Below are 23,504 nucleotides of genomic sequence, written 5' to 3'. Positions count from 1 at the left end.
CCCGTGAGCGACATCGAGATTCGTGACGACCGGGCGGCGGGCCGCCTGGAGGCCCGGAGCGGCGGCGGGGTCGTCGGCCGCATCGAGTACTTCGTCCTGGACGCCCCCGAGCGCGCCCTCGTCCCGGTGCACACCATCGTCGAGCCGGCGCACGAGGGCAAGGGCATCGCGGGCTCCCTGGCGCGCGAGCTGTACACCCTGGCGCGGGGCGAGGGTGTCCCCGTCGCCCCGCTGTGCCCGTACGTCGTCAAGTGGGCCGCGCGTCACCCGGAGGAGGCCCCCGCCGTCGATCCCGAGCTGCTGCGCGCGGCGAAGGAGTGGCTCGTGGCCCACCCCGGCCGGTTCTGACCGGCGTGCTCGCCCTGCTGCACACCTCGCCCGTCCACGTTCCGGTCTTCGACGCCCTGCGCGACGAGGCGCACCCCGGCCTCGCGCTGCGGCACCACGTGGACGCCGGGCTGCTGGACCGGGCCCGGCGCGAGGGGCCGCGGGCGGTGCGGGCCGACGTACTCGCCGCGCTGCGGCAGGCCGTCGACGGCGGCGCGCGGGCAGTGCTGTGCACCTGCTCGACCATCGGCGGCGTCGCCGAGGAGGCCGCCGACGGCGCCGGGGTGCCCGTGCTGCGGGTCGACCGGCCCATGGCCGCCGCAGCCGTGGCCGCCGGCCCGCGCGTCGTCGTCCTCGCCGCCCTGGAGAGCACCCTCGAGCCGACCCGGGCGCTCGTCGCTGAGGAGGCCCGGCGCGCCGGGCGCCCCGTCGAGGTACGGACGCGCCTGGTCGACGGTGCCTGGCCGTGTTTCGAGGCCGGGGACACCGACCGCTACGCACGTCTGGTGGCCGGCGCGGCCGACGCGGTCACCGACGCCGACGCGATCGTCCTGGCCCAGGCGTCGATGGCGCCCGCCGGGCGGTTCACGCGTACCCGGGTGCCGGTACTGGCGAGTCCCGGGCCGGGGCTGGCCGCCGGGGCGGCAGCCGTGCGGTGGGGTCGGCCGGTGACCGGCTGAGCCGTGGGCCGCGTCGGCCACCTGGGCCCCGGCCCGTCATGCGGGGGAGTGAGTGGGGGCACTTCGGTCGGGTAGGCGGGGGACAAGTCGTTAGCCGTTGTCGACCACTGGCCGGAGGACCCCGCCATGACGAACCCGTATCCGGATCCCGTCCCGCCCGGGCCCACCCCGGGACCGACTCCCGGCCCGGACCCGACCCCCGCGCCTCCGACGCCCGGCCCGGGCCCCGACCCGACGCCCCCTCCGGGCCCCGGTCCGGAGCCGACCCCGCAGCCGCCGGGCCCGGGGCCCGAGCCGACGCCCCAGCCTCCGGGGCCCGGACCGTCCCCGGGGCCGACTCCGCCGCCCCCGCATCCCGGTCCGCCGGAGCCCTCGCCGTCACCGATCCCGCCCGGCCCCGAGCCGGTACCCAACCCGGAGCCGGGACCACCGCTCACCTGACCCGCGACCCGCCGGCCGTGGCCCGTGGCCTCTGCGCGCGAGCGTGGCGACCCGCGATGCGCGGGCCACGCCCGTGAGCCAACGGCTCGGAACAGCGACGCGCAGGGCCGCGCGGGCCACGCCCGTGAGCCAACGGCTCGCAACAGCGACGCGCAGGGCCGCGCGGGCCACACCCGTGAGCCAACGGCTCGCACACAGCGACGCGCGGGGCCGCGCCCCGTGGGCCACGGCTCACACCGGCGAGGCGGGGCTCACGGGGCGTGGGCGTTCCTCCCCACGCGGCGACGACCGACCGCCCGGCCCGTCGGCGTCTACGCCGTGACCTCCGAGCGGTCCCCGCCCCACAGCGTGTGGAACGAGCCGTCCCGGTCCGTCCGCCGGTACGTGTGCGCGCCGAAGAAGTCCCGCTGCCCCTGCGTCAGCGCCGCCGGCAGCCGCTCGGCGCGCAGAGCGTCGTAGTAGGCGAGGGCGGCCGCGAAGCCGGGCGTGGGGACGCCCTGGCGGGTGGCGGCGACCAGGACCTCGCGCCAGTCGTCCTGGGCGTCGGCGATCTCCCGGGCGAACGTCTCGTCCGACAGCAGGCTCGGCAGGTCCGGCCGGGCGTCGTACGCGGCGCGGATGCGGTCCAGGAAGGCCGCGCGGATGATGCAGCCGCCGCGCCAGATCGAGGAGACCGCGCCCAGGTCGATGTCCCAGCCGTACTCCTCGCTGCCGGCCGCGATCTCGTGGAACCCCTGGGTGTACGAAACGATCTTGGACGCGTACAGCGCCTGCTCCACCCGGTCGGCGAAGGCGGCGGCCTCCGACTCGCCCAGGGCCGTGGCCTCCGGGCCCGCCAGTCCCCGCGAGGCGTCCCGCAGCGCGGCGTGACCGGACAGCGACCGGGCGAAGACCGCCTCCGCGATGCCGGACACCGGCACCCCCAGGTCCAGTGCGATCTGCACGGTCCAGCGCCCCGTGCCCTTCTGCTCCGCCCGGTCGAGCACCACGTCCACGAACGGCTTGCCCGTCGCCGCGTCCACGTGCGACAGCACCTCCGCCGTGATCTCGATCAGGTACGAGTCCAGCCGGCCGGTGTTCCAGGTGCGGAAGATGTCCGCGATCTCGGCGGGGGAGTACCCGGCGACGTCCCGCAGCAGCTGGTACGCCTCGCCGATCAGCTGCATGTCGGCGTACTCGATGCCGTTGTGCACCATCTTCACGAAGTGGCCGGCGCCGTCCGGGCCCACGTGCGTCACGCAGGGCGCCCCGTCCTTCGCCTTCGCGGAGATCTTCTCCAGCATCGGGCCCAGCGACTCGTACGACTCCTTCGAGCCGCCCGGCATGATGCTCGGTCCGTTCAGCGCGCCCTCCTCGCCGCCGGAGACGCCGGTGCCGACGAAGTGGATGCCCTGCTCGCGCAGCGCCCGCTCGCGGCGCCGGGTGTCGGCGAAGTGGGCGTTGCCCCCGTCGATGATCATGTCGCCGGGTTCCAGCAGCGGCGCGAACTCCTGGATCACCGCGTCGGTCGGGTCACCGGCCTTGACCATCACCACCAGGCGGCGCGGACGCTCCAGCGCCGCCACGAACTCCTTGGCGGTCTCCGCCGCCACGAAGTCGCCCTCGCTCCCGAACTCCTCGATCAGCGCGTGCGTGCGTGACGCGGTCCGGTTGTGCACCGCGACCGTATAGCCGTTGCGGGCGAAGTTGCGGGCGAGATTGCGGCCCATGACCGCGAGTCCCGTCACGCCGATCTGCGCTGCAGTGCTCATTGGCTTGGCTCCTCATGACCTCGGTGTCGGTGGTGCCGGTCGTGCGCGTCAGTATGCCGCTGGACCATCCTGACGTGCCGGTACTCCGGTCGCATGTCCTGACCCGGCGGTCTGAAGTACGCACGGAAGGCGCCCGCGGCCTCAGCGGCGGAACGCACCGTGCGGTCAACGGGCGCCGCTTCTGCGCCACTTGACCGGACCAACCGGCCGATTGCCGCCTTGTCACGGCCGATTGGCGGCGCTTACTTTTGCCCCTCCTGACGCAATGTCGAGGGGGACACCCATGGCCGTACGCGGCCGGCACCGCCGGTACCAGCCGAACAGGATCAACCGGGCCTCACTGACCGTCACCGCGGGAGGCGCCGGGATCGCGCTCCCGCTCATCGGCACCGGCACCGCGCAGGCGGCCGACGTGGACACCTGGGACAAGGTCGCCGCCTGCGAGTCCAGCGGCGACTGGGACATCGCCACGGGCAACGGCTACTACGGCGGCCTGCAGTTCACCCAGTCCACCTGGGAGGCCTTCGGCGGGACCGCGTACGCGCCGCGCGCCGACCTGGCCACCAAGGACCAGCAGATAGCCGTCGCCGAGAAGGTGCTGGACGGGCAGGGACCAGGCGCCTGGCCGGTGTGCTCGGTGCGGGCCGGACTGAGCAGGGGCGGCGACACGCCCGACATCCGCCCGGCCGGGGGCGCGGGGGCCGAGAAGGGCGCGGAGAGATCCGCCGCGAAGCGGGACGGGAAGGCCGCCGGGACGTCGCCCGGCGGGTCCGCGCGGAAAACGGCCGACAAGACCGCCGGGACGACCGGCAAGGCACCCGACGTACGCCCCCAGACCACACCGCAGTCCCGCGCCGGCAAGGCCCGCATGTACACGGTGGTCACCGGCGACACCCTGTCCGGCATCGCCGACAGCCACCGGGTCACGGGCGGCTGGGAGGGCCTGTACGAGGCCAACCGCGACTCGATCGGCGCGGACCCCGACCTGATCCTGCCCGGCCAGCGGCTGGCGCTGCGCGGCGGGGGTGCCGCCACGGCGCCGCGCGCCGAGCACAAGGCGTCCCCGGCGGCCGAGCCGAAGCAGCAGAAGAAACCGGCCAAGCAGAAGCAGCCCAAGAAGTCGTCCCCGGACACCGGCAAGGACAAGGCCGCGAGCGGTCACGCCCTCGTGGCCCCCGTCGACGCCTCCACCGGCACGCCGTACCACCAGGCGGGTTCGTCCTGGTCGAAGGGCTACCACACCGGCGTCGACTTCCCCGTCCCCACCGGCACCTCCGTCAAGGCGGTCGCCGCGGGCCGGGTCGTCAGCGCCGGGTGGGGCGGTTCCTACGGCTACCAGGTCGTGGTCCGGCACGCCGACGGCCGCTACTCCCAGTACGCGCATCTGTCGGCGATCTCCGTGAAGGACGGCCAGTCCGTGGGCCCCGGCCAGCGCATCGGGCGGTCGGGCTCCACCGGCAACGTCACGGGCCCGCATCTGCACTTCGAGGTGCGGACGGGGCCCGGTTTCGGTTCGGACGTCGACCCGGTGGCGTACCTGCGGGCCGGCGGCGTCAGGATCTGATCCGCACCCGGCGCCGGTCGAGGACGGGCAGCGGGACGTACGGGCTGCCGTAGAAGGGCCCGTAGGAGACGATCAGGTCCTCGGCCGCGGGCTCCGCCGGTTCCGGGGCCGCGTACGTCTCCGCGGCGGGCGCGGTGACCGGCGCCGGCACCTGGGCCGGGCCGGGGAGGAACACCCTGGAGGGTCGGGACGCGCGCGGCTGCCCGCCCTCCGCGGACGTGCCGGGCACCGGCTGCGCCTGGACCGAGAAAGAGAGCAGCGGCTGGACGGCCGCCGACGCGCGGACCCCCGGTCCGTCCGCCGTCGGTGCGCGGGGCGCCGGTTCCACCGTGACCACCGGTTCGACAGCCATCGGTGCGCGGACCACCGGCACGACCGCCACCGGCGCGACCGGCACGACCGCCACGCCCGGGGACCCGTCCGTCGGCGCCACGGCGGACGCGCAGGCCGCCTCCGCCTCCAGGACCACGCCCCCGAAGACCGCCCCGTCCCCGGCCTCCGGCACCGCGGCGTCCGGCACGGCCTCCGTGTCGGCCCCCGTCGCGGCCTCCCGCGCGAGCCGTTCCGTCGTCAGCAGGATCAGTCCGCCCGCGGCCACCACACCGCAGCTCAGGGCGAGCGCGGTGCCGGTCGTGCCGTAGCGGAAGGACTCGCCGAACATCGTGATGCCGACCACGGCCGCCACCACCGGGTTCGCGACCGTCAGCACCGCCAGCGGGGCAGCGAGGCCGGCGCCCCGGTAGGAGGCCTGCGACAGCAGCATGCCGGCCGTGGCGAGCACGCCGATCACCGCCAGGGACGGCAGGTCGGCGACCGACACGCCGCCGGTCCAGTCGACCGCCACCGTCTTGGTGAAGACCGAGGACATGCCGAACGCGATGCCCGACGCGGTCGCCAACAGCACGCTGCGCACCGCGGGATGCCGCTGCGCGGCCCGGCCGGCGATCATCAGCGTCACGATCGCACCGGCCGTCACCACGGCCACCGCCACGCGCTGTGCCGTGTCCAGCGACTGGGCCTCGGACGCGCCGACCAGGGACAGCAGGCCGGCCAGGCCGACCGTCGCCATGATCGCGCCGCGCCAGGCCGTCGCACCGGCCCTGCGGCCCACGAACAGCGCCGCCATGGGCAGGGCGAACACGATGGTGAGGGCCCCCAGCGGCTGCACCAGGCTCAGCGGACCGTAGGCGAGCGCCACCACGTGCAGCAGACCGCCGAGGCCGTTGAGGCCGACCGCCGCCCACCAGCCGGGCCGGCGCAGAGGGGCGTACTCGGCACCGGTGGAGGACGCCGCGACCTGCTCCTGCACGATCGCTCCGCCCGCGTACGCCACGGCGGAGACGAGCGACAGCAGCACGGACAACGCGAGGGCGCTCATCGGCTGCTCCTCTGCGTGAGGCGGGGGCCCGGGGCCCGGCGCGGCGAACGGTCGTCTTCCATGAAGAACACGATGCCGTGCCAGGATCTTCCCGTCGTCGTCCCTGAGCACTCATTGGGTCCTACTACCGATGGAGTACGGAGACGGTGCCGTCCTCCCCAGGGTGGGCGTCTTTCGTCGAGGACCCCTGACCCCGCCCCGTAGGGGCCTTGATACTACTGCTCTCCGTGGACCTCGACCCCGGCCTCGCCGCCCTCCGCCCGCTCGGCGGATTCTTCGTGCTGCGCGTCTCCCGGCCGCTTGCGCACCGGCCGCTCCCCACCCTCGCCCACGCCTGCCGCCAGGACCCCGAGGGCGCGCCCGCCGACGGACCCACGCACGGCATCCCGCACGACCCCCTCGGCTTCCGCGTCCGGAAGGTCGCCGCCGCCCTCCGCGCCCCCGAGACCCGGATCGCCGCCTCGGTGGCGCACCAGGGGCTCGCCGCCCGCCTGTGGTCGGTGGCGCTCGGCTGCGCCGTCCTCTACGCCCGGGTCCCCGACCTGGACCCGGGCCTGCTGCACTGGGACCCCGACGCCGCCGCCCCCGACGACCTGTGGCTCGCCGAGGCGCGCCCTCGGCCGGGGGACGCCGCCACCGTGGCGGAGGTCGTGCTCGACACCCACCTGGCACCGCTGACGGCGGCCCTGCGCGCCCGGTACCGCCTCGCGACGGGGCTGCTGTGGGGCAACGCCGCCTCCGCGCTGGCCGGCGCCGCCCGCGAACTGGACCGCTGGGCGCGCGGCAACGGCCGTACCGACGACGCCGCCCGCGCCCGCTCGCTCACCACCGGCCTGCTCGCGCACCCCCTGCTCGCGGGGACCGGCACCCTGACCGGCACCGCCTTCCGGCGTCGCAGCTGCTGCCTCTACTACCGGGTGCCCGGCGGGGGCGTCTGCGGTGACTGCTGCTTCTCCCGCCCCCCCTCGGCCGGCACGACCGCCCCGCTCCTCACCGCCTCCTCTCCCTCCGAGGCTCCCGCGCTCTTCCCCGGGCGCCCCGTCTGAGTGACCATGAGGGGACCAGCCGCCGAGCAGGGGAGGTTCCGGGTGCGTGTGGGACTGCTGACCCGGGAGTATCCGCCCGACGTGTACGGCGGTGCGGGTGTCCACGTCGAGTTCCTCGCCCGGGAGCTCGCCCGCCTCGTCGACCTGGACGTGCACTGCTGGGGCGAGGGCCGCGCCGACGGCGTGCTGCGCCACCGCCCGTGGCCCGCGCTCGACGGCGCCAACGACGCGCTGCGCACCTTCTCCGTGGACCTGGCGATGGCCGCCGCCCTGGAGGGCCGCGAGCTCGTCCACTCCCACACCTGGTACGCCAACCTCGGCGGCCGGCTCGCCCAGCAGCTGTACGGCATCCCGCACGTCGTGACCGCCCACTCCCTGGAGCCGCTGCGCCCCTGGAAGGCCGAGCAGCTCGGCGGCGGCTACGCCCTGTCCGGTTGGGCCGAACGCGGCGCCGTCGAATCCGCCGACGCCGTCGTCGCGGTGTCCGGCGCCATGCGCGAGGACATCCTCGGCTGCTACCCGGCCCTGGACGCGTCCCGGGTCCACGTCGTCCACAACGGCATCGACACCACCCTGTACCGGCCCGACCCCGGGACCGACGCCCTGGACCGGATCGGCCTGGACCGCTCCCGGCCGTACGTCCTGTTCGTCGGCCGCATCACCCGCCAGAAGGGCGTGCCCCACCTGCTGCGGGCGGTGCGCGGCATCGACCCGGCCGTGCAGGTCGTCCTGTGCGCGGGCGCCCCGGACACCCCCGAGATCGACCAGGAGTTCCGCGACCTCTTCGCCGAACTGAGCCGGGCCCGCGAGGGGGTGCACTGGATCCCGCGGATGCTGCCGCGCCCGGAGGTGATCCAGTTGCTGACCCACGCCGCCGTCTTCGTGTGCCCGTCGGTCTACGAGCCCCTGGGCATCGTCAACCTGGAGGCGATGGCCTGCGGCACGCCTGTGGTGGCCTCCCGGGTCGGCGGCATCCCGGAGGTCGTGGCGGACGGCGAAACGGGGGTACTCGTGCCCAGGGACGACAGCGGCGGCGACCACGCGGACGACGCCTTCGAGGAGGGCCTCACCCGGGCACTGGACTCCGTCCTCGGCGACCCGGAGGCGGCCCGGCGCATGGGCGAGGCCGGACGGGAGCGCGCGGTGGAGGAGTTCGGCTGGGACGCGGTCGCCCGTCGTACGGTCCGGCTCTACGAGGAGACGCTCGAAAAGGCATAGGCGGTCGGGCCCACGGGCAGGCATGGGCCACCAACGAGGGTGAGGGGAGCGGCCATGCGTCGTGGTGGTCCTTCGGTGCTCGGCATCGTGCTGGCAGGCGGGGAGGGCAAGCGTCTGATGCCCCTGACCGCGGACCGCGCCAAACCCGCGGTCACCTTCGGCGGCACGTACCGGCTGGTCGACTTCGTGCTGTCCAATCTGGTCAACGGCGACATCCTGCGGATCTGCGTCCTCACGCAGTACAAGTCGCACTCGCTGGACCGGCACATCACCACCACCTGGCGGATGTCCAGCCTGCTCGGCAACTACGTCACCCCGGTCCCCGCCCAGCAGCGCCTCGGCCCGCGCTGGTACCTGGGCAGCGCCGACGCCATCCTCCAGTCGCTGAACCTCGTCCACGACGAACAGCCCGAGTACGTGGCGGTGTTCGGCGCCGACCACGTGTACCGCATGGACCCGCGCCAGATGCTCACCCAGCACATCGAGTCCGGCGCGGGCGTGACCGTGGCCGGCATCCGGGTGCCGCGCAGTGAATCGTCGTCGTTCGGGGTGATCACCCCCGGGTCCGACGGCCGCACCGTCACCGGCTTCCTGGAGAAGCCCGCCGACCCCCCGGGGCTCGCCGACGCTCCCGACTGCGTCTTCGCCTCGATGGGCAACTACGTCTTCACCACCAAGGCCCTCGTCGACGCCCTGCAACGGGACGCCGAGGACCCGCGCTCCGTGCACGACATGGGCGGCTCGATCCTGCCCCAGCTCACCGACCGGGGCGAGGCCGCGCTGTACGACTTCAGTGCCAACCACGTCCCGGGGGAGACCTCCCGGGACCAGGGCTACTGGCGGGACGTCGGCACGCTCGACGCCTACTACGACGCCCACATGGACCTGATCGCGGAGCGGCCCGCCTTCAACCTCTACAACCGCGACTGGCCGATCTACACCCACTCCACCCAGCTCTCCCCGGCCCGGTTCAACGCCGGCGGCATGGCCAGCGAGTCGATCATCAGCGCGGGCTGTCTGATCCGCGGCCAGGTCACCCGGTCCGTGCTGTCGCCGGGCGTGGTGGTCGACCCCGACGCGGTCGTGCAGGGCTCGGTGCTGCACGACAACGTGCACATCGGCCGGGGCGCGGTGGTGCGCGGGGCGGTGCTGGACAAGAACGTCCAGGTGCCGCCGGGCGCGACGATCGGTGTCAATCCGGAGCGGGACGCCGACCTGTACACCGTTTCCAAGGGCGGCGTGATCGCGCTGGGCAAGGGGCAGCGGGTGCCGTGACGGACGGGGCCGCCGGGGGCTCCGGATGCCCCCGGTGCTGTTGTCATGTCCCTGGACTGCAAGCGGAATCCGTGTTGTCATGCCACTGCTGTTCTTTTCCATCGATGTATGACATCGATGTCCTGAGCCATCAGCCACCACCCGTTCCCGAGGAGAGGGTCAGTGCGCACCAAACGACTCAGAAACAGACTGGCGCTGCTGCTCGCCGCCGCCCTGGGCGTCGCGGGACTCGCCGCCGTACCGGAGGCGAGCGCGGTCGACGGCGCCGCCGACGGCACCCACGGTCTGAAGGGCGAGTACTACACCCAGTCCGCCCCCGGCGCCTTCGACTTCCACGAGCTCAAGGCCACCGGCTTCGACCCGCAGATCGACTTCGGCACCCTGGAGCCGCGGCTGAGCTTCGCCACCGGCCGGTCCGACGACGTCAGCGTCCGCTGGACCGGCAAGCTGGTGCCGGAGAAGACCGGCGCCCACACCTTCTCGGTCACCGGCGACAACGGCTTCCGCCTCTGGATCGACGGCAGGCTCGCCATCGACCACTGGGTCGACGACTGGGACCGCGAGCAGACCGCCGAGCCCGTCGAGCTCACGGCCGGACAGTCCTACGACATCAAGCTGGAGTACTTCGAGCACTACGGGGGCTCGAACCTGCACCTGCGCTGGACCGAGCCCGGCGGCACCAAGGAGCCGGTGCCCCAGTCGGCGTTCCGGCTGCCCGACGGCTTCGACTACGACGGTGCGACGGCGACCACCGTGCTCGCCACCGGCCGCACCCTGGAGCTCGACTTCGCCCAGCCCCTCGCCGCGGCCCCGGCCGGCCTCACCGACCACCTCGAAGCGGTGATCGGCGGCGCCACGTGGCCCCTGGGCGAGGCCACGGTCGACCCGGCCGACCCCACCACGCTCCTCGTCGCCCTCGGCGAGCCCGTCGTCGGCAACAGCACCGGCACCGCGCCCGGCACCGCCGACGTCCGCTACGACGGTGCCGGGGGCCTCACCGATGCCGACGGCAACGTTGTCAAGGCGTTCTGGAGCAGCGGGGCGAACCACTCCACCTACGAGCTGCGCACCCGGTGGGCCGACGACGTCGACCCGGACGACGCCCTCCCGGAGTACCCGCGCCCGCAGCTGACGCGGGACGCCTGGCGCAGCCTCAACGGCCGCTGGCAGTTCGCCGCCGCCGAGGCCGGCGAGCAGCCGCCGGTGGGCGAGCGGCTGAAGGAGCGGATCGTCGTCCCGTACCCGGTGGAGTCGCAGCTCTCCGGCATCGAGCGGCACGAGGACCGCATGTGGTACCGCCGCACCTTCACCGTGCCCCGCGACTGGCACATCGGCTCCGGACAGCGGCTGCTGCTCAACTTCGGCGCCGTCGACTGGCAGTCCGAGGTGTACGTCAACGGCACGAAGGTCACCGAGCACAAGGGCGGCTACGACAAGTTCAGCGCCGACATCACCGACGCGCTGAAGCCCGGCGGCACCCAGGAGCTGATCGTCGGCGTCCACGACCCGACCGACGCGGCGGACGGCGAGAACCCGCCGCTCGGCAAGCAGCGCCTGGACCCGAGCGGCATCTGGTACACGCCCAGCTCCGGCATCTGGCAGACGGTGTGGATGGAGCCGGTCGCCCGGGACCACGTCGACTCCCTGAAGCTGACCCCGGACGTCGACGCGGGCACCCTCACGGTCGAGCCCCGGGGCGTGCGCGACGGCGTACGGATCAGCGCGACGGCGTACGCCGGGAAGCGTCAGGTCGCCACGGTGAGCGGGCGCACCGGCGAGCCGCTCACCCTGAGGATCCGTGACCCGCGGCTGTGGTCGCCCGACGACCCGTTCCTGTACGACCTGAAGGTCACCGTCGGCACCGACCGCGTCCGCAGCTACTTCGGGATGCGCTCCGTCGCCGTCGAGAAGGTGGACGGCGTGCCGCGCACGACGCTCAACGGCGAGCCCGTCTTCATGATGGCCACCCTCGACCAGGGCTTCTGGCCCGACGGCCTGCACACCGCGCCCACCGACGAGGCCCTCGCGTACGACCTGAAGCTGCACAAGCAGCTCGGCTTCAACGCGGTGCGCAAGCACATCAAGGTCGAGCCCGACCGCTGGTTCTACTGGGCCGACCGGCTGGGCCTGCTGGTGTGGCAGGACATGCCCGCGATGACCGCCGGCGTGAACCCGGGCACGGCCGCGCGCGCCGAGTACGAGCGCGAGATGAAGGAGATGATCGACGAGCACGTCAGCAGTCCGTCGGTCGTCATGTGGGTCACCTTCAACGAGGGCTGGGGCCAGTACGACATCGGCCGGGTCGCCGCGCAGGCGAAGGCCTGGGACCCGACCCGCCTCGTCAACAACCAGTCGGGCCTGAACCTCGGGGCCGACGGAGGGGCGGGCGACATCATGGACGAGCACGGCTACCCGAGCCCCGCCCTGCCGCCCCGCCCGGACGGCGAACGCGCCCTGGTCAGCGGCGAGTACGGCGGCCTGGGCCTCGCGGTGCCCGGGCACGCCTGGTCGGTGCAGCAGTCGTACGTCGACGTCGATCCGGCGACGTACACCGACGACTACCTGGCCAGGCTCGACGAGGTACGCGCCCTCGTCTGCCGGGGGAGCAACGGCGCCGTCTACACCCAGATCACCGATGTCGAGGGCGAGCTGAACGGGCTGACGACCTACGACCGCGAGGTCCTCAAGCCGGACGCCGAGCGGATGAGGGCCGCGCACCAGGCCCTGATCCGCGACGCGTCCCGGCCCGCCCCCGCGGGGTGCCCGGCCGGCTGAGCACCTCGCACGGCCCCCCGGTCGGCCCGCAGCCGTCCGGGTGGGGAAGTGCGGTGCCGCGTGCGCCGCAGGGGCGGGCCCGACCACGAGCCCTCCCATGAGTTGCACGAGTCCGGCCCCTTCCGAGGGGCCGGACTTTTACCTGCTGTTAACTGTGCGTAGCTTGATCGTACTTGACCGTAATCGGCAGAGGGCGATTGACTGCTTGTCCACCCGTCGTCCTTGCGAGGCAGCCCTTGACTTCCGATCTGCTCGCCCCTCTCGACCTGGCGTTCTGGAACATCGAGTCCGCCGAGCACCCCATGCACCTCGCGGCGCTCGGCGTCTTCCCGGCTCACTCGCCCACCGCGGCCGCCCACGCGGCGGACCTGCTCGCGGCCCGCGCGCCGGGAGTGCCGGGGCTGCGGATGCGGATCCGGGACACGTGGCAGCCCCCGCTCGCCCTGCGCCGGCCCTTCTCCTTCGGCGGCGCCACCCGCGAGCCCGACCCGCGCTTCGACCCGCTCGACCACGTCCGGCTGCACGCCCCGACGACGGACTTCCACGCCCGGGCCGGCCGCCTGATGGAACGCCCGCTGGAGCGGGGCCGGCCGCCCTGGGAGGCCCATGTGCTGCCGGACGCGGACGGCGAGGCGTTCGCCGTGCTGTTCAAGTTCCACCACGCCCTGGCCGACGGACTGCGGGCCCTGACCCTCGCGGCGGGCGTCCTCGACCCGATGGACATGCCCGCGCCCCGGCCCCGGCCCGAGGCGCCCCGGCGCGGCCTCCTGCCGGACGTGCGCACGCTGCCCGGTCTGGTGCGCGGCGCCCTCTCCGACGCGGGACGCGCCCTGGACATCGGCGCCGCCGCGGCCCTGTCCACCCTCGACGTGCGCACCTCGCCCGCCCTCGGCGCCGAGTCCTCCGGCACCCGCCGCACCGCGGGGGTGGCCGTCGACCTCGACGACGTGCACCGGATCCGCAAGACCGAGGGCGGCACCGTCAACGACGTCCTGATCGCGGTCGTCGCCGGCGCCCTGCGCCGCTGGCTGGACGAGCGGGGCGACGGCAGCGAGGGCGTCGCGCCCCGCGCCCTGATCCCCGTCTCCCAGCGTCGGCCCCGCACCGCCCATCCGCAGGGCAACCGGCTCTCCGGTTACCTGATACGGCTTCCGGTCGGCGACCCCGACCCGCTGTCCCGGCTCGGCACGGTGCGCGCCGCCATGGACCGCAACAAGGACGCCGGACCGGGACGGGGAGCCGGCGCGGTCGCCCTCCTCGCCGACCACGTGCCGGCGCTCGGCCACCGGCTCGGCGGACCCCTGGTCGGCCAGGCCGCGCGGCTCTGGTTCGACATCCTGGTCACCAGCGTGCCCCTGCCGAGCCTCGGGCTGCGGCTCGGCGGGCACCCGCTCACGGAGGTCTACCCGCTGGCGCCCCTGGCGCGCGGCCACGCCCTGGCGGTCGCCGTCTCGACGTACCGGGGGCGGGTCCACTACGGACTGGTCGCCGACGCCGAGGCGGTGCCGGACCTGGACCGGCTCGCCCTGGCGCTGTCCGAGGAGGTGGAGACGTTGCTCACTGCCTGCGGCCCTTGAGGGCAGTCGTCCGGATCGTCCCCGGGGCGTCCAGCAGCACCGACCGTGGCGACCGGGCCGATCCGGGAGACGGGCCGCGACCCCGGCGGGTTTGGATCCGGGCCCGGCGCTGAATAAAATCCGCTGTTCGACAGCGGCCGCGACTCGGAGCGCCGCCACGGTGACCCAGGGAACGGCAGCGGCGATGACGGTGACACAGGACGGCCCGGCGACCACGGACGAGGTGGCCGCCCCCGCGTACGGCCCCGGTATCGACCCGGAGCGGCTCGCGGTCTGCCTGAGCGTGCTGGCGGAGCTCGACGAACTGGACGTGGACCACCCCGACGCGATCGCGGTCCGCCGGGCCACCTCGCACATCTACCGGATGGTCAAGCAGCGCCGCCGCCAGGAGCGCCGGGCCGCCAAGACCGCCCACGACAAGGCGGTCACCGAGGCCACCGCCACCGGGTCCGCCGAGCGCATCGACGACGAGACCGAGGGCATCCTGCCCTCCTCCCGCACGGAGGAGGGCACGATCGCGGGGATACTCCAGCGCCCCCGCTCCTGCTACGTCTGCAAGCAGCGCTTCGTCGAGGTCGACTACTTCTACCACCAGCTCTGCCCGGACTGCGCCGCCGAGAACCGGGCCCGGCGCGACGCCCGCGCCGACCTCACCGGCAAACGCGCGCTGCTCACCGGCGGCCGGGCCAAGATCGGCATGTACATCGCGCTCCGGCTGCTGCGGGACGGCGCGCACACCACGATCACGACCCGCTTCCCCAAGGACGCCATCCGCCGCTTCAAGGCCATGGACGACTCCGCCGACTGGATCCACCGCCTGGAGGTCGTCGGCATCGACCTGCGCGACCCGGCCCAGGCCGTGGCGCTGGCCGACCAGGTCCGTGAGCAGGGCCCGCTCGACATCCTGATCAACAACGCCACCCAGACCGTGCGCCGCCTGCCCTCCGCGTACGCCGCCCTCGTCGAGGGCGAGAGCGCCCCGCTGCCGGCCGGTGAGCTGCCCGCCCACCACGTGATCGGCGCCTTCGGCTCCGGCGCCGTGGACGGACTGACCGCACTGCCCGTCGGCGCCTCGGGGCTCGACGCGCAGAAGGTGGCCGACCTCGCCCTGGTCGCCGGCAACGCCAGCGTGATGCGGCACCGCGAGGGCACCGCCATCGACGCGGGCGGGCTGCTCCCCGACGTCGTCGACACCAACACGTGGGTGCAGACCATCGAGCAGATCTCCCCGGTGGAGCTGCTCGAGACCCAGCTGTGCAACTACACGTCGCCGTTCATCCTCATCAGCGCGCTCCGGCCGGCGATGGCCGAGGCCGCGCGCAGGGCGTCCTCCGGACGCGCCTACGTCGTCAACGTCTCGGCGATGGAGGGCGTGTTCGCCCGCGGCTACAAGGGTGCGGGTCACCCGAACACCAACGCGGCCAAGGCCGCCATGAACATGGTGACGCGGACCAGTGCCCAGGAGATGTTCGACACCGACCGCATCCTGATGACCTCGGTCGACACCGGCTGGATCACCGACGAGCGCCCGCACTACGACAAGCTGCGCCTGGCCGAGGCCGGCTTCCACGCCCCGCTCGACCTCGTCGACGGCGCCGCCCGGGTCTACGACCCGGTGGTGCGCGGCGAGGCGGGCGAGGACCTGTACGGCGTCTTCCTCAAGGACTACGCGCCCGGCAAGTGGTGAACCCGGCGCCGGGCCAACGGCCGTAATCCGCTGGCCCGTTCGCCGGCCTCCGTCCTACCGTGGGGTGTGCGCCGGCGTGCCCGGTGCGCCGGTCCCGCGTACTTCGTGGTTCGATCCCATGCAGGCCCGCCCCTGGGCCTGTCGCCCCGTTCTCGGGGGGCATCGCGTGGCCGTCCTGATCTCGGGCACGCCCGCGCACCCGCGGCGCGACCGGTCAGTCGACCGCTCCCAGCCGCGAGTTGCGCGCCGCCAGCAGTTCCAGCACCGTGCGCCAGTCCTCCAGGACCCCGGCGTCGAAGACGGCGGTACGGGCCTCCTCGCCGGCCTGGCGCAGGCTGAGCAGGTCGTCGTCGTGGGACCGGCCGTCCGGGAGGGCGTGCCCGTGCAGCAGGCGGGCGACGCGCGGTCCGAGCAGGGGCCGTACCACGTCGGCCGTGCGCCCGGCCGGACCGCCGGGCCACAGGTGCGCCCCCACCACGGACACCAGGCCGGCCACCTGGAGCTCCTTGTCGGCGGGGCGCCGCCGGCGCAGCAGCGCGGCCGTCCGGAGCGCGTGCCCGTGCGGATCCACGGGGCCGCCGCCCCGACCGGAGGACGCCCGTGCGCCCCGGCAGGCGTACAACAGGTCCATCAGCTCCTCGACGCTGCGCAGTTCCATGCCCCGGTCCTCCCACGAGACAGCCGATGCGGACCGCCAGCGCACCATGGCGAGCTTGCGGCGCAGCCAACGGCACCTGAACGGCACGGCCACCGGTGCCGATATTCGAAGGTGTGGCCGACGGTGTGGGCCGAACGGGTGAGCCGGTTGCCGGGCGAAAGACGGCGATTCACGGCAGACTGTCCCCAACTGTGCGCGGGGCGGCGGGCAATGGTTGCCCCATGTTTTGGAGCCCCATAGAGCGCACCCCCGCTCATTTGGTTAATCTGGAGCGGACGGACGAGCAGGACCGGGTGCCTACCCACACCCACGGTCCGTCATGGGACGAGCCAATCCACATCGGCCCGCTCCCGCACGAGTTACCGGCGCCACCGCGTCCGAACTGCATGCGACTCAGACCCGAGCGGGCGCCAGGTGCCGGACGGCAGACTGGCCGACAGGCCCCGAGGGTGACCCGACACATAAGGAGTGCGCGGTGACACCGGAGACGACGACGAACCCCGAACAACGCCCCAAGGAACGCGCCGAGCGCGCGGGACGCCGACCCGGAGAGATCGGCAGCCTCGACGTGTGGGCACGTTCCGCCCCCATCCGCCTCGCAGGCTACGAGGAAGACCTCGCCGAGCCGCACATCCTGCCCAGCGTGGACTGACCCCCGCGAGGCCCGCCGGACGCGTGGGCGTGCGAGACTCACGCCCATGCTGATCAGGGAAGCCACGGCCGCCGACTGGCCGCAGATCTGGCCCTTCTGGCACCGCATCGTCGCGGCCGGCGAGACCTACGCCTGGGACCCGGACACCCCCGAGGACGTGGCCCGGAACCTGTGGATGAACCCCGCCAAACGCGTCCACGTCGTCGAGGACGACACCGGCACCGTCGTCGCCTCCGCCTACGTCACCCCCAACTACGGCGGCCCCGCCGCCCGCATCGCCAACGCGGGCTTCATGGTCGACCCGGACCGGGCCGGCCGCGGCACGGGCCGCGCCCTCGCCGAGTACGTCCTGGAGTCCGCCAGGGCCGAGGGGTACCGGGGGATGGTCTTCAACGCCGTCGTCGAGACCAACCCGGCCGTCGGGCTCTGGACCTCCCTCGGCTTCACGATCCTCGGCACGGTCCCCGACGCCTTCGACCACCCGCGGCACGGACCGGTCGGCCTGCACATCATGTACCGCGCCCTCTAGGGCCCGCCGGAGCCCGGGGGCCGTTCAGTCCAGGGGCGCCGTGCGCCGCCACGGGCGCAGCGCCTCGATCCGCTCCGCCAGCTCCAGCAGCACCGCCTCCGACCCCGGGCGCCCCACCAGCTGTACGGCACAGGGGGCGCCCGAGGGCAGCGTGCCGAAGGGCACCGACATCGCGGGCCAGCCGGTCAGGTTCCACGGCGGGGTGAAGGGCGAATACGCCGAGTTCGCCGCCACGTTGCGCAGCCAGCCCCGCTCGTGCCACGGTCCGGCCTGGGGCGAGCGGCGGGCCAGCGCCGGGGTGAGCAGGACGTCGTACTCGGCGAAGAACGGCTCCAGACGATCGCGCAGCCGCTGCCGGCCCGCTCCGGTGGACACCGTGCGTACGAAGCGCCGCCCGACGCCCGCGTGCACCCGGGTGCGCCGAGCCAGCCTGCGCGGGTCGAGACCCCGCGCGTCCACCGACGTCCCCGCCGTCCAGTGCGCCACGGCGGTCAGGCCCAGCGACGCCGGGTAGGGCGGGTCCGCCCGCCGCACCTGGTGCCCGGCCCGCATCAGTACCCCGGCCGCCTCACGCACGGCGTCCGCGTACGGCCGGGAGACGGCGACACCCGCGAGCGGGCTGCGTGGGGAGACGGCCACGCGAAGGCTGCCGGGGTCCGCGCGGCGGAACCGTCCGCCGCCCGCCGGACCGACCGCGGGGCCTTCGTCGGGATCGTCCGCGAGCACCGAGAGCATCACCCGGGCGTCCTCCACCGTGGTGGCCAGCGGCCCGTTCTCGGACATGCCGAACCAGTCGCCGTCGCCGATGCCGGCCGGCACCACGCCGTGTCCCGGCTTGATGGTGACCAGGCCGCAGTTGGCCGCCGGGATCCGCAGCGAACCCATGCCGTCGTTGCCCAGCGCGAGGGGCACCAGCCCGGCGGCGACCGCGGCGGCGCTGCCGCCCGACGAACCACCCGCCGTGCGCGCCGGGTCCCACGGGTTGCGGGAGGTACCGTGCACGCCCTCGGTGGTGCCGAACACGCACAGTTCGGGCACGTTCGTCAGTCCCACGACCACCGCGCCCGCCGCCCGCAGCCGGGCCACGGTGACGTGGTCGGCCGCGGCGGGCGTGTCCGGCGTCGCGGCGGAACCGACCAGCGTCGACTCGCCGCGCACCGGGAGATTGTCCTTGACGGCCACCGGGACGCCGGCCAGCGGCAGTTCGGCCAGATCACCGCGGGCGCCCACCTCCTCGGCCTCCGCGAGGGCCGCCTCGGCGCGTACCGTCCGGAACGCGCCGACACGGCCGTCGAGCCGCTCGATCCGCGCGAGGTGCTCCGCCACCACCTCGCGCGGCGTGGCCCGCTTCTCACGTACGGCGGCGGCGATCTCGGCGGCGGTCCGGCCGGGCCAGTCGGTCACGGGAGCTCCTCGGTGCGGTGCGGTGCGGGGACGGAATTACTGGCGAGTACGCAGAGAGCACTCTGCCCGCCCGGACGCCTCCGCGTCGAGAGCCCGGGCCGCGTCGGCCCCCGCTCAGGCCGGCCGGGCCGGTCCGGTGCTGTCGCGCTCGATCAGCCGCGGCACCGGCACGCCCACCGTGCGGGCCGGGCCACCGTCCAGCAGGGCGGTCAGTTCCGTCGCCGCCGTGCGGCCGAACTCCACGCTGTCCCGGGACAGCGCGGACAGCCACGGCTCGACCATGCGGCACAGCGCCGAGTCCTCCCAGGCCACCACGGACACGTCCGCCGGCACCGAGAAACCGAGGCCGGCCGCGGCGGCGACCCCTGCGACGGCCATGACGTCGTTGTCGTAGATCAGGGCCGTCGGGGGAGCGGCGGCCTCCAGGACCCGGCGGGTGACGGCGGCTCCCTCCGCGTCGGAGTAGTCGGTGGGCACCGACTGCACCTCGAGGCCGCGCCGCGCCGCCTCGGCGCGCAGGGCCCGGATCCGGCGCTCGGTGTGGGCGAGGCCCGGCAGCCCCGCGATGTGCGCGATCCGCCGGTGGCCGAGCGCGTGCAGCCCGTCCACCAGCGCGGCCATCGCGCCGGCGTCGTCCGCCCACACCGTCGACAGACCCGGGTGCCGTTCGTCCGGCGCTCCGCCGATCACCACGGCGGGCAGGCCGAGTTCGTCGAGCAGGCCGGGACGCGGGTCGTCGGTGCGCGGGTCGACCACCAGGACGCCGTCCACGCGGTGTTCGGCCCACCAGCGCCGGTACACCGCGCACTCGTCGTCGACGTCCTCTGCCACCTGGAACAGCAGACCGAGATGGCGCCGCGCCAGCACCTCCTGGATGCCGGAGACGAGCTGCAGGAAGAAGGAGTCCACGCCGAGGGTGTGCGCGGGCCGCGCCAGCACGAACCCGACCGTGGCCGCGCCCTCGCCGGACAGCGCGCGGGCCGCCGTGCTGGGCCGCCAGCCGAGCTGCTCGGCCACCCGGCGCACCCGGTCCCGGGTGATCTCGGAGACCCCCGGACGGCCGTTCAGCGCGAAGGAGACCGCGCTCTCCGAGACCCCGGCCCGCCGTGCGATGTCCTTCATCGTCGGCCGGCGCGCGGCGGGCCGTCTGGCCGGCATGGGCGCTCCTTTCCTCAGAACGTGAAACCCGGACGCATGGTGGAGACAAGAGCTAAAGCGCTTGAGCGTCGAGATCCTAAAGCGCATTAGTAGAAAGGGGCAAGTGTCCGGCCACTACCACTCTGACCTGTACTAATGTGCGCCTCATTTCTTTAGTTCCCGTGAATCCATTGACTTTCTCCGAAGCCCCCGTGCATGGTCGCTGGCATCCCACCGCCGACGTCTTCAGGGAGACGTGCCACCGTGCCCACTTCGCGCAGAACCTTCGCCGTCGCCGCCCTGGCCGCCCTCGTCCTGCCGCTCAGCGCCTGCGGTTCCGGGGGTGACGGGAGCGGGTCGACCGACGCCTCGGGCAAGGTCGAGGGCGACATCACCTTCCAGACCTGGAACCTGCGGGCCAACTTCAAGCCCTACTTCGAGGGCCTGATCGCCGACTTCGAGAAGAAGTACCCCGGCACCCACGTCAAGTGGGTCGACCAGCCGGGCGAGGGCTACGCCGACAAGATCAGCGCCGACGCGGCCGGCGGCACCCTGCCCGACGTCGTCAACGTCTCCCCGGACCTCGTGGCCCCGCTCGCCGAGGCCGGGCTCGCCCTCGACCTGGACAAGGCCGCCGGTCAGTACCGGAAGGAGTACCTGGACGGCGCCTGGGCCAGCCACCAGGTGCCGGGGAAGCAGGGCACGTACGCCTTCCCCTGGTACCTCAACACCGGCCCCCTCTTCTACAACAAGTCCCTCTTCGAGAAGGCCGGGCTCGACCCCGAGCAGCCCCCGAAGACGTACGACGAGGTCTTCGACGCCGCACTGAAGATCGCCGACAAGACCGGCGGCGAGGTCGCCACGCTCGCCAACGTGCCCACCGTCGAGGACTTCGGCCGCTACGGCGTACCGCTCATGAACGAGGAGGGCACCGCCTTCACCTTCAACGACGCCAAGGGCGTCGAACTCCTCACCCGGTACAAGGAGCTGTACGACGCCAAGGCCCTCGACCCGCAGGCACTGACGGCCACCCCGGAGTCCTCCGGGAAGAAGTTCCTCACCGGAGCCGTCGCCATGAACCCGGGCAGCGCGCTCGACCTGGCCAACTTCAAGAAGCAGGCGCCGACCCTGTACAGGAACATCGGCATCACCGACCAGATCACCAGTACCGGCCACGTCAACATGTACGTGATGGGCCTGATGGTGAACGCGCAGAGCAAGCGCAAGCCCGCCGCGGTCGCCTTCGCCCACTACGTCACCGACGCCGCTCACCAGATGTCGTTCGCCAAGCAGGTCGCCATCTTCCCGAGCACCGCCGGCTCGCTGGACGACCCCTACTTCACCAAGGAGGACGGGACCGACGAGACCCGGGTGCGCGTCGCCGCGGCCGAGTCGCTGAAGGACGCGGTCAACTACACGCCCGTACTGTTCAGCGAGCAGATGAAGACCGAGCTGCGCAACGAGGTGGCCAAGGCGCTCCAGGGCAAGCAGAGCCCCCAGGAAGCTCTCGACAACGCTGTCGAGGCGTGCGACCGGCTCCTCCAGCAGCAGGGCTGAGGGACGTCATGGCGAGTCCCACCCTCACCGGCACCCGGCGCGTGCGGCGCCAACTGCCCACCAGTCCCTGGCTGTTCGCCGCCCCCGGCCTACTGATCACGGGCGCGTTCATCCTGTACCCGTTCGTCTCCACGCTGGTCAACGCCTTCACCGACCGCCGCACCCTGGTCCCGGGCGAGTTCGTGGGCCTCGCCAACTTCCGCGAGCTGCTCCACGACGACATGTTCTGGACCGGCCTGCGCAACAGCACCCTCTACGTCCTCGGGGTCGTCCCCGCGCTCGTCCTGCTGCCGCTGCTGCTCGCCCTGCTGGTGCAGAAGAACATCCCCGGCATCACCTTCTTCCGCTCGGCCTTCTACACCCCGGTCGTCGCCTCGATCGTCGTCGTCGGACTGATCTGGGTCTGGCTGCTGGACGAGCGCGGCCTGGTCAACTCCCTGCTGGAGACGGTCGGCGCGAGTCCGGTCGGCTTCCTCAGCGACCAGTGGCTGATCCTGCTCAGCGCCATGGCCGTCACGGTCTGGAAGGGCCTCGGCTACTACATGATCATCTACTTGGCGGCGCTCGCCAACGTGCCCCGTGAGCTGCACGAGGCCGCCGCCGTGGACGGGGCGGGCGCTGTCCGCCGCTTCCTCACCGTCACCGTGCCCGCCGTGCGCTCCACCATGGTGCTGGTCGCGGCCCTCTCCTCGGTCGCCGCCTTCAAGGTGTTCTCCGAGGTCTACCTGATGGCCGGCCCCAGCGGCGGCCCGGCCGGCGAGGACACCACCCTCGTCATGCTGGTCCAGCGCACCGGCACCGGCCTGACCGGCCGCGTCGGCTACGCCTCCGCGATCTCCGTCGTCGTCTTCGTCGTCACCGTCGCCCTGATGCTGCTCGTCCTGCGCGCCGACCGTAAGGAGGACTCGTGAGCGTCGTCGAGAAGACCCGGCCCACCGGGAAGCCCCCGGCCGGCGCCCGGGAGCGGGAACGCGAACCCCGGATCACCGACGAGCACGGCCGCCGGGTACGCGGGTGGGAACTGGCCCTGCGCTACCTGCTCCTGCTCGGCGTCCTCGCCCTGACCATCGGCCCCTTCCTGTGGCAGCTGTCGACCTCGCTGAAGGGCCCGGCCGAGGACATCTTCAGCTCCCCGCCCACGTTCCTGCCCTCCGACCCCACCCTGCACAACTACGAGCGGGTCACCGACACCATCCCCGTGTGGGACTACGCCCTGAACTCGCTGAAGGTCGCCGCGGCCAACGTGGTCACCAACTGCGTCGGCGCCGCCCTCGCCGGCTACGCCCTGGCCCGCCTGCGTTACCGCGGCCGGCGCGTCACCACCCTGGTGTTCGTCCTGGCGATGCTGGTGCCCGTGGAGGGCATCATCATCGCCCAGTTCACCGCCATGCGGGAACTCGGCCTCAACAACACCCTGGTCGGCGTCCTCCTGCCCGGCTCCGTCAGCGCCCTGAACGTGCTGCTGATGCGCAACGCCTTCCTCAACCTCCCCTACGAGATCGAGGAAGCCGCCTACGTCGACGGCGCCAACGTCTGGCAGCGCTTCCTCCGCATCGCGGTGCCGTCGGTGCGAGGCACCCTCGCCGTCGTCGCGATCTTCGCCTTCATGGGCGCCTGGGACGACTTCCTGTGGCCGCTGATCGTGCTCAGCGACCCGTCCAGGTTCACGCTGACCATCGGCCTCAACTACCTGCACGGCACCTTCGCCAACGACGAGCGGCTCGTCGCGGCCGGCACGATCATCGCCGTGGCGCCGCTGATCGTCCTCTTCGCCTGCCTCCAGCGGTACTTCTTCCGCGGCGTCGGCGAGGGCGCCGTCAAGGGCTGACCGCCGTCCCGGCCGAGGGC

The 23,504-nt window shown here is 73.4% G+C and carries 19 protein-coding genes; 14 read left to right on the top strand and 5 right to left on the bottom strand.

The features are described 5' to 3' along the window. Positions 1-3: 3 nt before the first annotated feature. Together ACGF3H_RS07910 and ACGF3H_RS07905 are read left to right on the top strand one after the other, a co-directional pair. Positions 4-348, top strand: coding sequence for a GNAT family N-acetyltransferase (locus ACGF3H_RS07910; protein ID WP_362496706.1), 345 nt, complete (start codon positions 4-6; stop codon positions 346-348). Between the two features lie 5 nt (positions 349-353). Continuing rightward, positions 354-1,007: an aspartate/glutamate racemase family protein gene (locus ACGF3H_RS07905; RefSeq protein WP_362496709.1), complete on the top strand. Its 654-nt coding sequence runs from the start codon at positions 354-356 to the stop codon at positions 1,005-1,007. 752 nt (positions 1,008-1,759) lie between these two features. Here the strand turns inward: ACGF3H_RS07905 and gndA are convergent. Continuing rightward, positions 1,760-3,199 carry an NADP-dependent phosphogluconate dehydrogenase gene (gene gndA, locus ACGF3H_RS07900; protein ID WP_362496712.1) on the bottom strand — a complete coding sequence of 480 codons (1,440 nt, stop codon included), beginning with the start codon at positions 3,197-3,199 and terminating at the stop codon, positions 1,760-1,762. 283 nt (positions 3,200-3,482) lie between these two features. On the opposite strand from gndA, the gene ACGF3H_RS07895 reads away from it, so the two are divergent. Further along, positions 3,483-4,763: a transglycosylase family protein gene (locus ACGF3H_RS07895; protein WP_362496715.1), complete on the top strand. Its 1,281-nt coding sequence runs from the start codon at positions 3,483-3,485 to the stop codon at positions 4,761-4,763. Here the strand turns inward: ACGF3H_RS07895 and ACGF3H_RS07890 are convergent. Then, on the bottom strand, positions 4,753-6,141 hold the full coding sequence (locus tag ACGF3H_RS07890; RefSeq protein WP_362496716.1) for a DMT family transporter: 1,389 nt from the start codon (positions 6,139-6,141) through the stop codon (positions 4,753-4,755). The genes ACGF3H_RS07895 and ACGF3H_RS07890 overlap by 11 nt on opposite strands. Before the next feature lie 227 nt (positions 6,142-6,368). Between ACGF3H_RS07890 and ACGF3H_RS07885 the strand changes: the two genes are divergently transcribed. From ACGF3H_RS07885 to ACGF3H_RS07860, 6 genes are all read left to right on the top strand, one after another. Continuing rightward, positions 6,369-7,187 carry a (2Fe-2S)-binding protein gene (locus tag ACGF3H_RS07885; RefSeq protein ID WP_362496719.1) on the top strand — a complete coding sequence of 273 codons (819 nt, stop codon included), beginning with the start codon at positions 6,369-6,371 and terminating at the stop codon, positions 7,185-7,187. A 42-nt stretch (positions 7,188-7,229) separates the two neighbouring features. Beyond that, complete coding sequence (glgA, locus tag ACGF3H_RS07880; protein ID WP_362496722.1) at positions 7,230-8,405, top strand: glycogen synthase; 1,176 nt, start codon at positions 7,230-7,232, stop codon at positions 8,403-8,405. Between the two features lie 54 nt (positions 8,406-8,459). Then, the gene (gene glgC, locus ACGF3H_RS07875; protein ID WP_362496725.1) at positions 8,460-9,680 is read left to right on the top strand and encodes a glucose-1-phosphate adenylyltransferase; all 1,221 of its coding nucleotides are present in this window, start codon (positions 8,460-8,462) and stop codon (positions 9,678-9,680) included. A gap of 162 nt (positions 9,681-9,842) precedes the next feature. Next, positions 9,843-12,455: a PA14 domain-containing protein gene (locus tag ACGF3H_RS07870; protein ID WP_362496727.1), complete on the top strand. Its 2,613-nt coding sequence runs from the start codon at positions 9,843-9,845 to the stop codon at positions 12,453-12,455. Positions 12,456-12,691: 236 nt separating this feature from the next. Next, on the top strand, positions 12,692-14,032 hold the full coding sequence (locus ACGF3H_RS07865) for a wax ester/triacylglycerol synthase family O-acyltransferase (protein WP_362496730.1): 1,341 nt from the start codon (positions 12,692-12,694) through the stop codon (positions 14,030-14,032). A gap of 184 nt (positions 14,033-14,216) precedes the next feature. Further along, positions 14,217-15,719, top strand: a complete 1,503-nt coding sequence (locus ACGF3H_RS07860; protein WP_362496733.1) for an SDR family NAD(P)-dependent oxidoreductase — start codon at positions 14,217-14,219, stop codon at positions 15,717-15,719. A gap of 214 nt (positions 15,720-15,933) precedes the next feature. On the opposite strand, the gene ACGF3H_RS07855 is transcribed toward ACGF3H_RS07860, so the two are convergent. Further along, positions 15,934-16,377, bottom strand: coding sequence for a hypothetical protein (locus ACGF3H_RS07855; protein WP_362496735.1), 444 nt, complete (start codon positions 16,375-16,377; stop codon positions 15,934-15,936). 475 nt (positions 16,378-16,852) lie between these two features. Between ACGF3H_RS07855 and ACGF3H_RS07850 the strand changes: the two genes are divergently transcribed. After that, the gene (locus tag ACGF3H_RS07850) at positions 16,853-17,029 is read left to right on the top strand and encodes a hypothetical protein (RefSeq protein WP_239764780.1); all 177 of its coding nucleotides are present in this window, start codon (positions 16,853-16,855) and stop codon (positions 17,027-17,029) included. A gap of 46 nt (positions 17,030-17,075) precedes the next feature. Next, positions 17,076-17,558, top strand: coding sequence for a GNAT family N-acetyltransferase (locus ACGF3H_RS07845; RefSeq protein ID WP_362496739.1), 483 nt, complete (start codon positions 17,076-17,078; stop codon positions 17,556-17,558). 24 nt (positions 17,559-17,582) lie between these two features. On the opposite strand, the gene ACGF3H_RS07840 is transcribed toward ACGF3H_RS07845, so the two are convergent. Together ACGF3H_RS07840 and ACGF3H_RS07835 are read right to left on the bottom strand one after the other, a co-directional pair. Further along, on the bottom strand, positions 17,583-18,962 hold the full coding sequence (locus ACGF3H_RS07840) for an amidase (RefSeq protein ID WP_362496742.1): 1,380 nt from the start codon (positions 18,960-18,962) through the stop codon (positions 17,583-17,585). A 114-nt stretch (positions 18,963-19,076) separates the two neighbouring features. Further along, positions 19,077-20,120, bottom strand: a complete 1,044-nt coding sequence (locus tag ACGF3H_RS07835; RefSeq protein ID WP_362496744.1) for a LacI family DNA-binding transcriptional regulator — start codon at positions 20,118-20,120, stop codon at positions 19,077-19,079. 243 nt (positions 20,121-20,363) lie between these two features. Here ACGF3H_RS07835 and ACGF3H_RS07830 point away from each other — a divergent pair, with 243 nt between their 5' ends. The 3 genes from ACGF3H_RS07830 to ACGF3H_RS07820 are packed head-to-tail and all read left to right on the top strand — an operon-like array spanning position 20,364 to position 23,484. Continuing rightward, positions 20,364-21,656, top strand: a complete 1,293-nt coding sequence (locus tag ACGF3H_RS07830; protein WP_362496746.1) for an extracellular solute-binding protein — start codon at positions 20,364-20,366, stop codon at positions 21,654-21,656. 8 nt (positions 21,657-21,664) lie between these two features. Next, positions 21,665-22,567 (top strand): sugar ABC transporter permease, encoded by a 903-nt coding sequence (locus ACGF3H_RS07825; protein WP_362496749.1) that lies wholly within the window; start codon positions 21,665-21,667, stop codon positions 22,565-22,567. Beyond that, complete coding sequence (locus ACGF3H_RS07820; protein ID WP_362496752.1) at positions 22,564-23,484, top strand: carbohydrate ABC transporter permease; 921 nt, start codon at positions 22,564-22,566, stop codon at positions 23,482-23,484. Before ACGF3H_RS07825 ends, ACGF3H_RS07820 begins: the two co-directional genes overlap by 4 nt. Positions 23,485-23,504: the final 20 nt, after the last annotated feature.

This window comes from Streptomyces sp. NPDC048185 (assembly GCF_043202495.1).
GTDB lineage: Bacteria > Actinomycetota > Actinomycetes > Streptomycetales > Streptomycetaceae > Streptomyces.
Note: the sequence above shows the minus strand (reverse complement) of the source record. Positions and strands in the feature narration are given on the sequence as shown.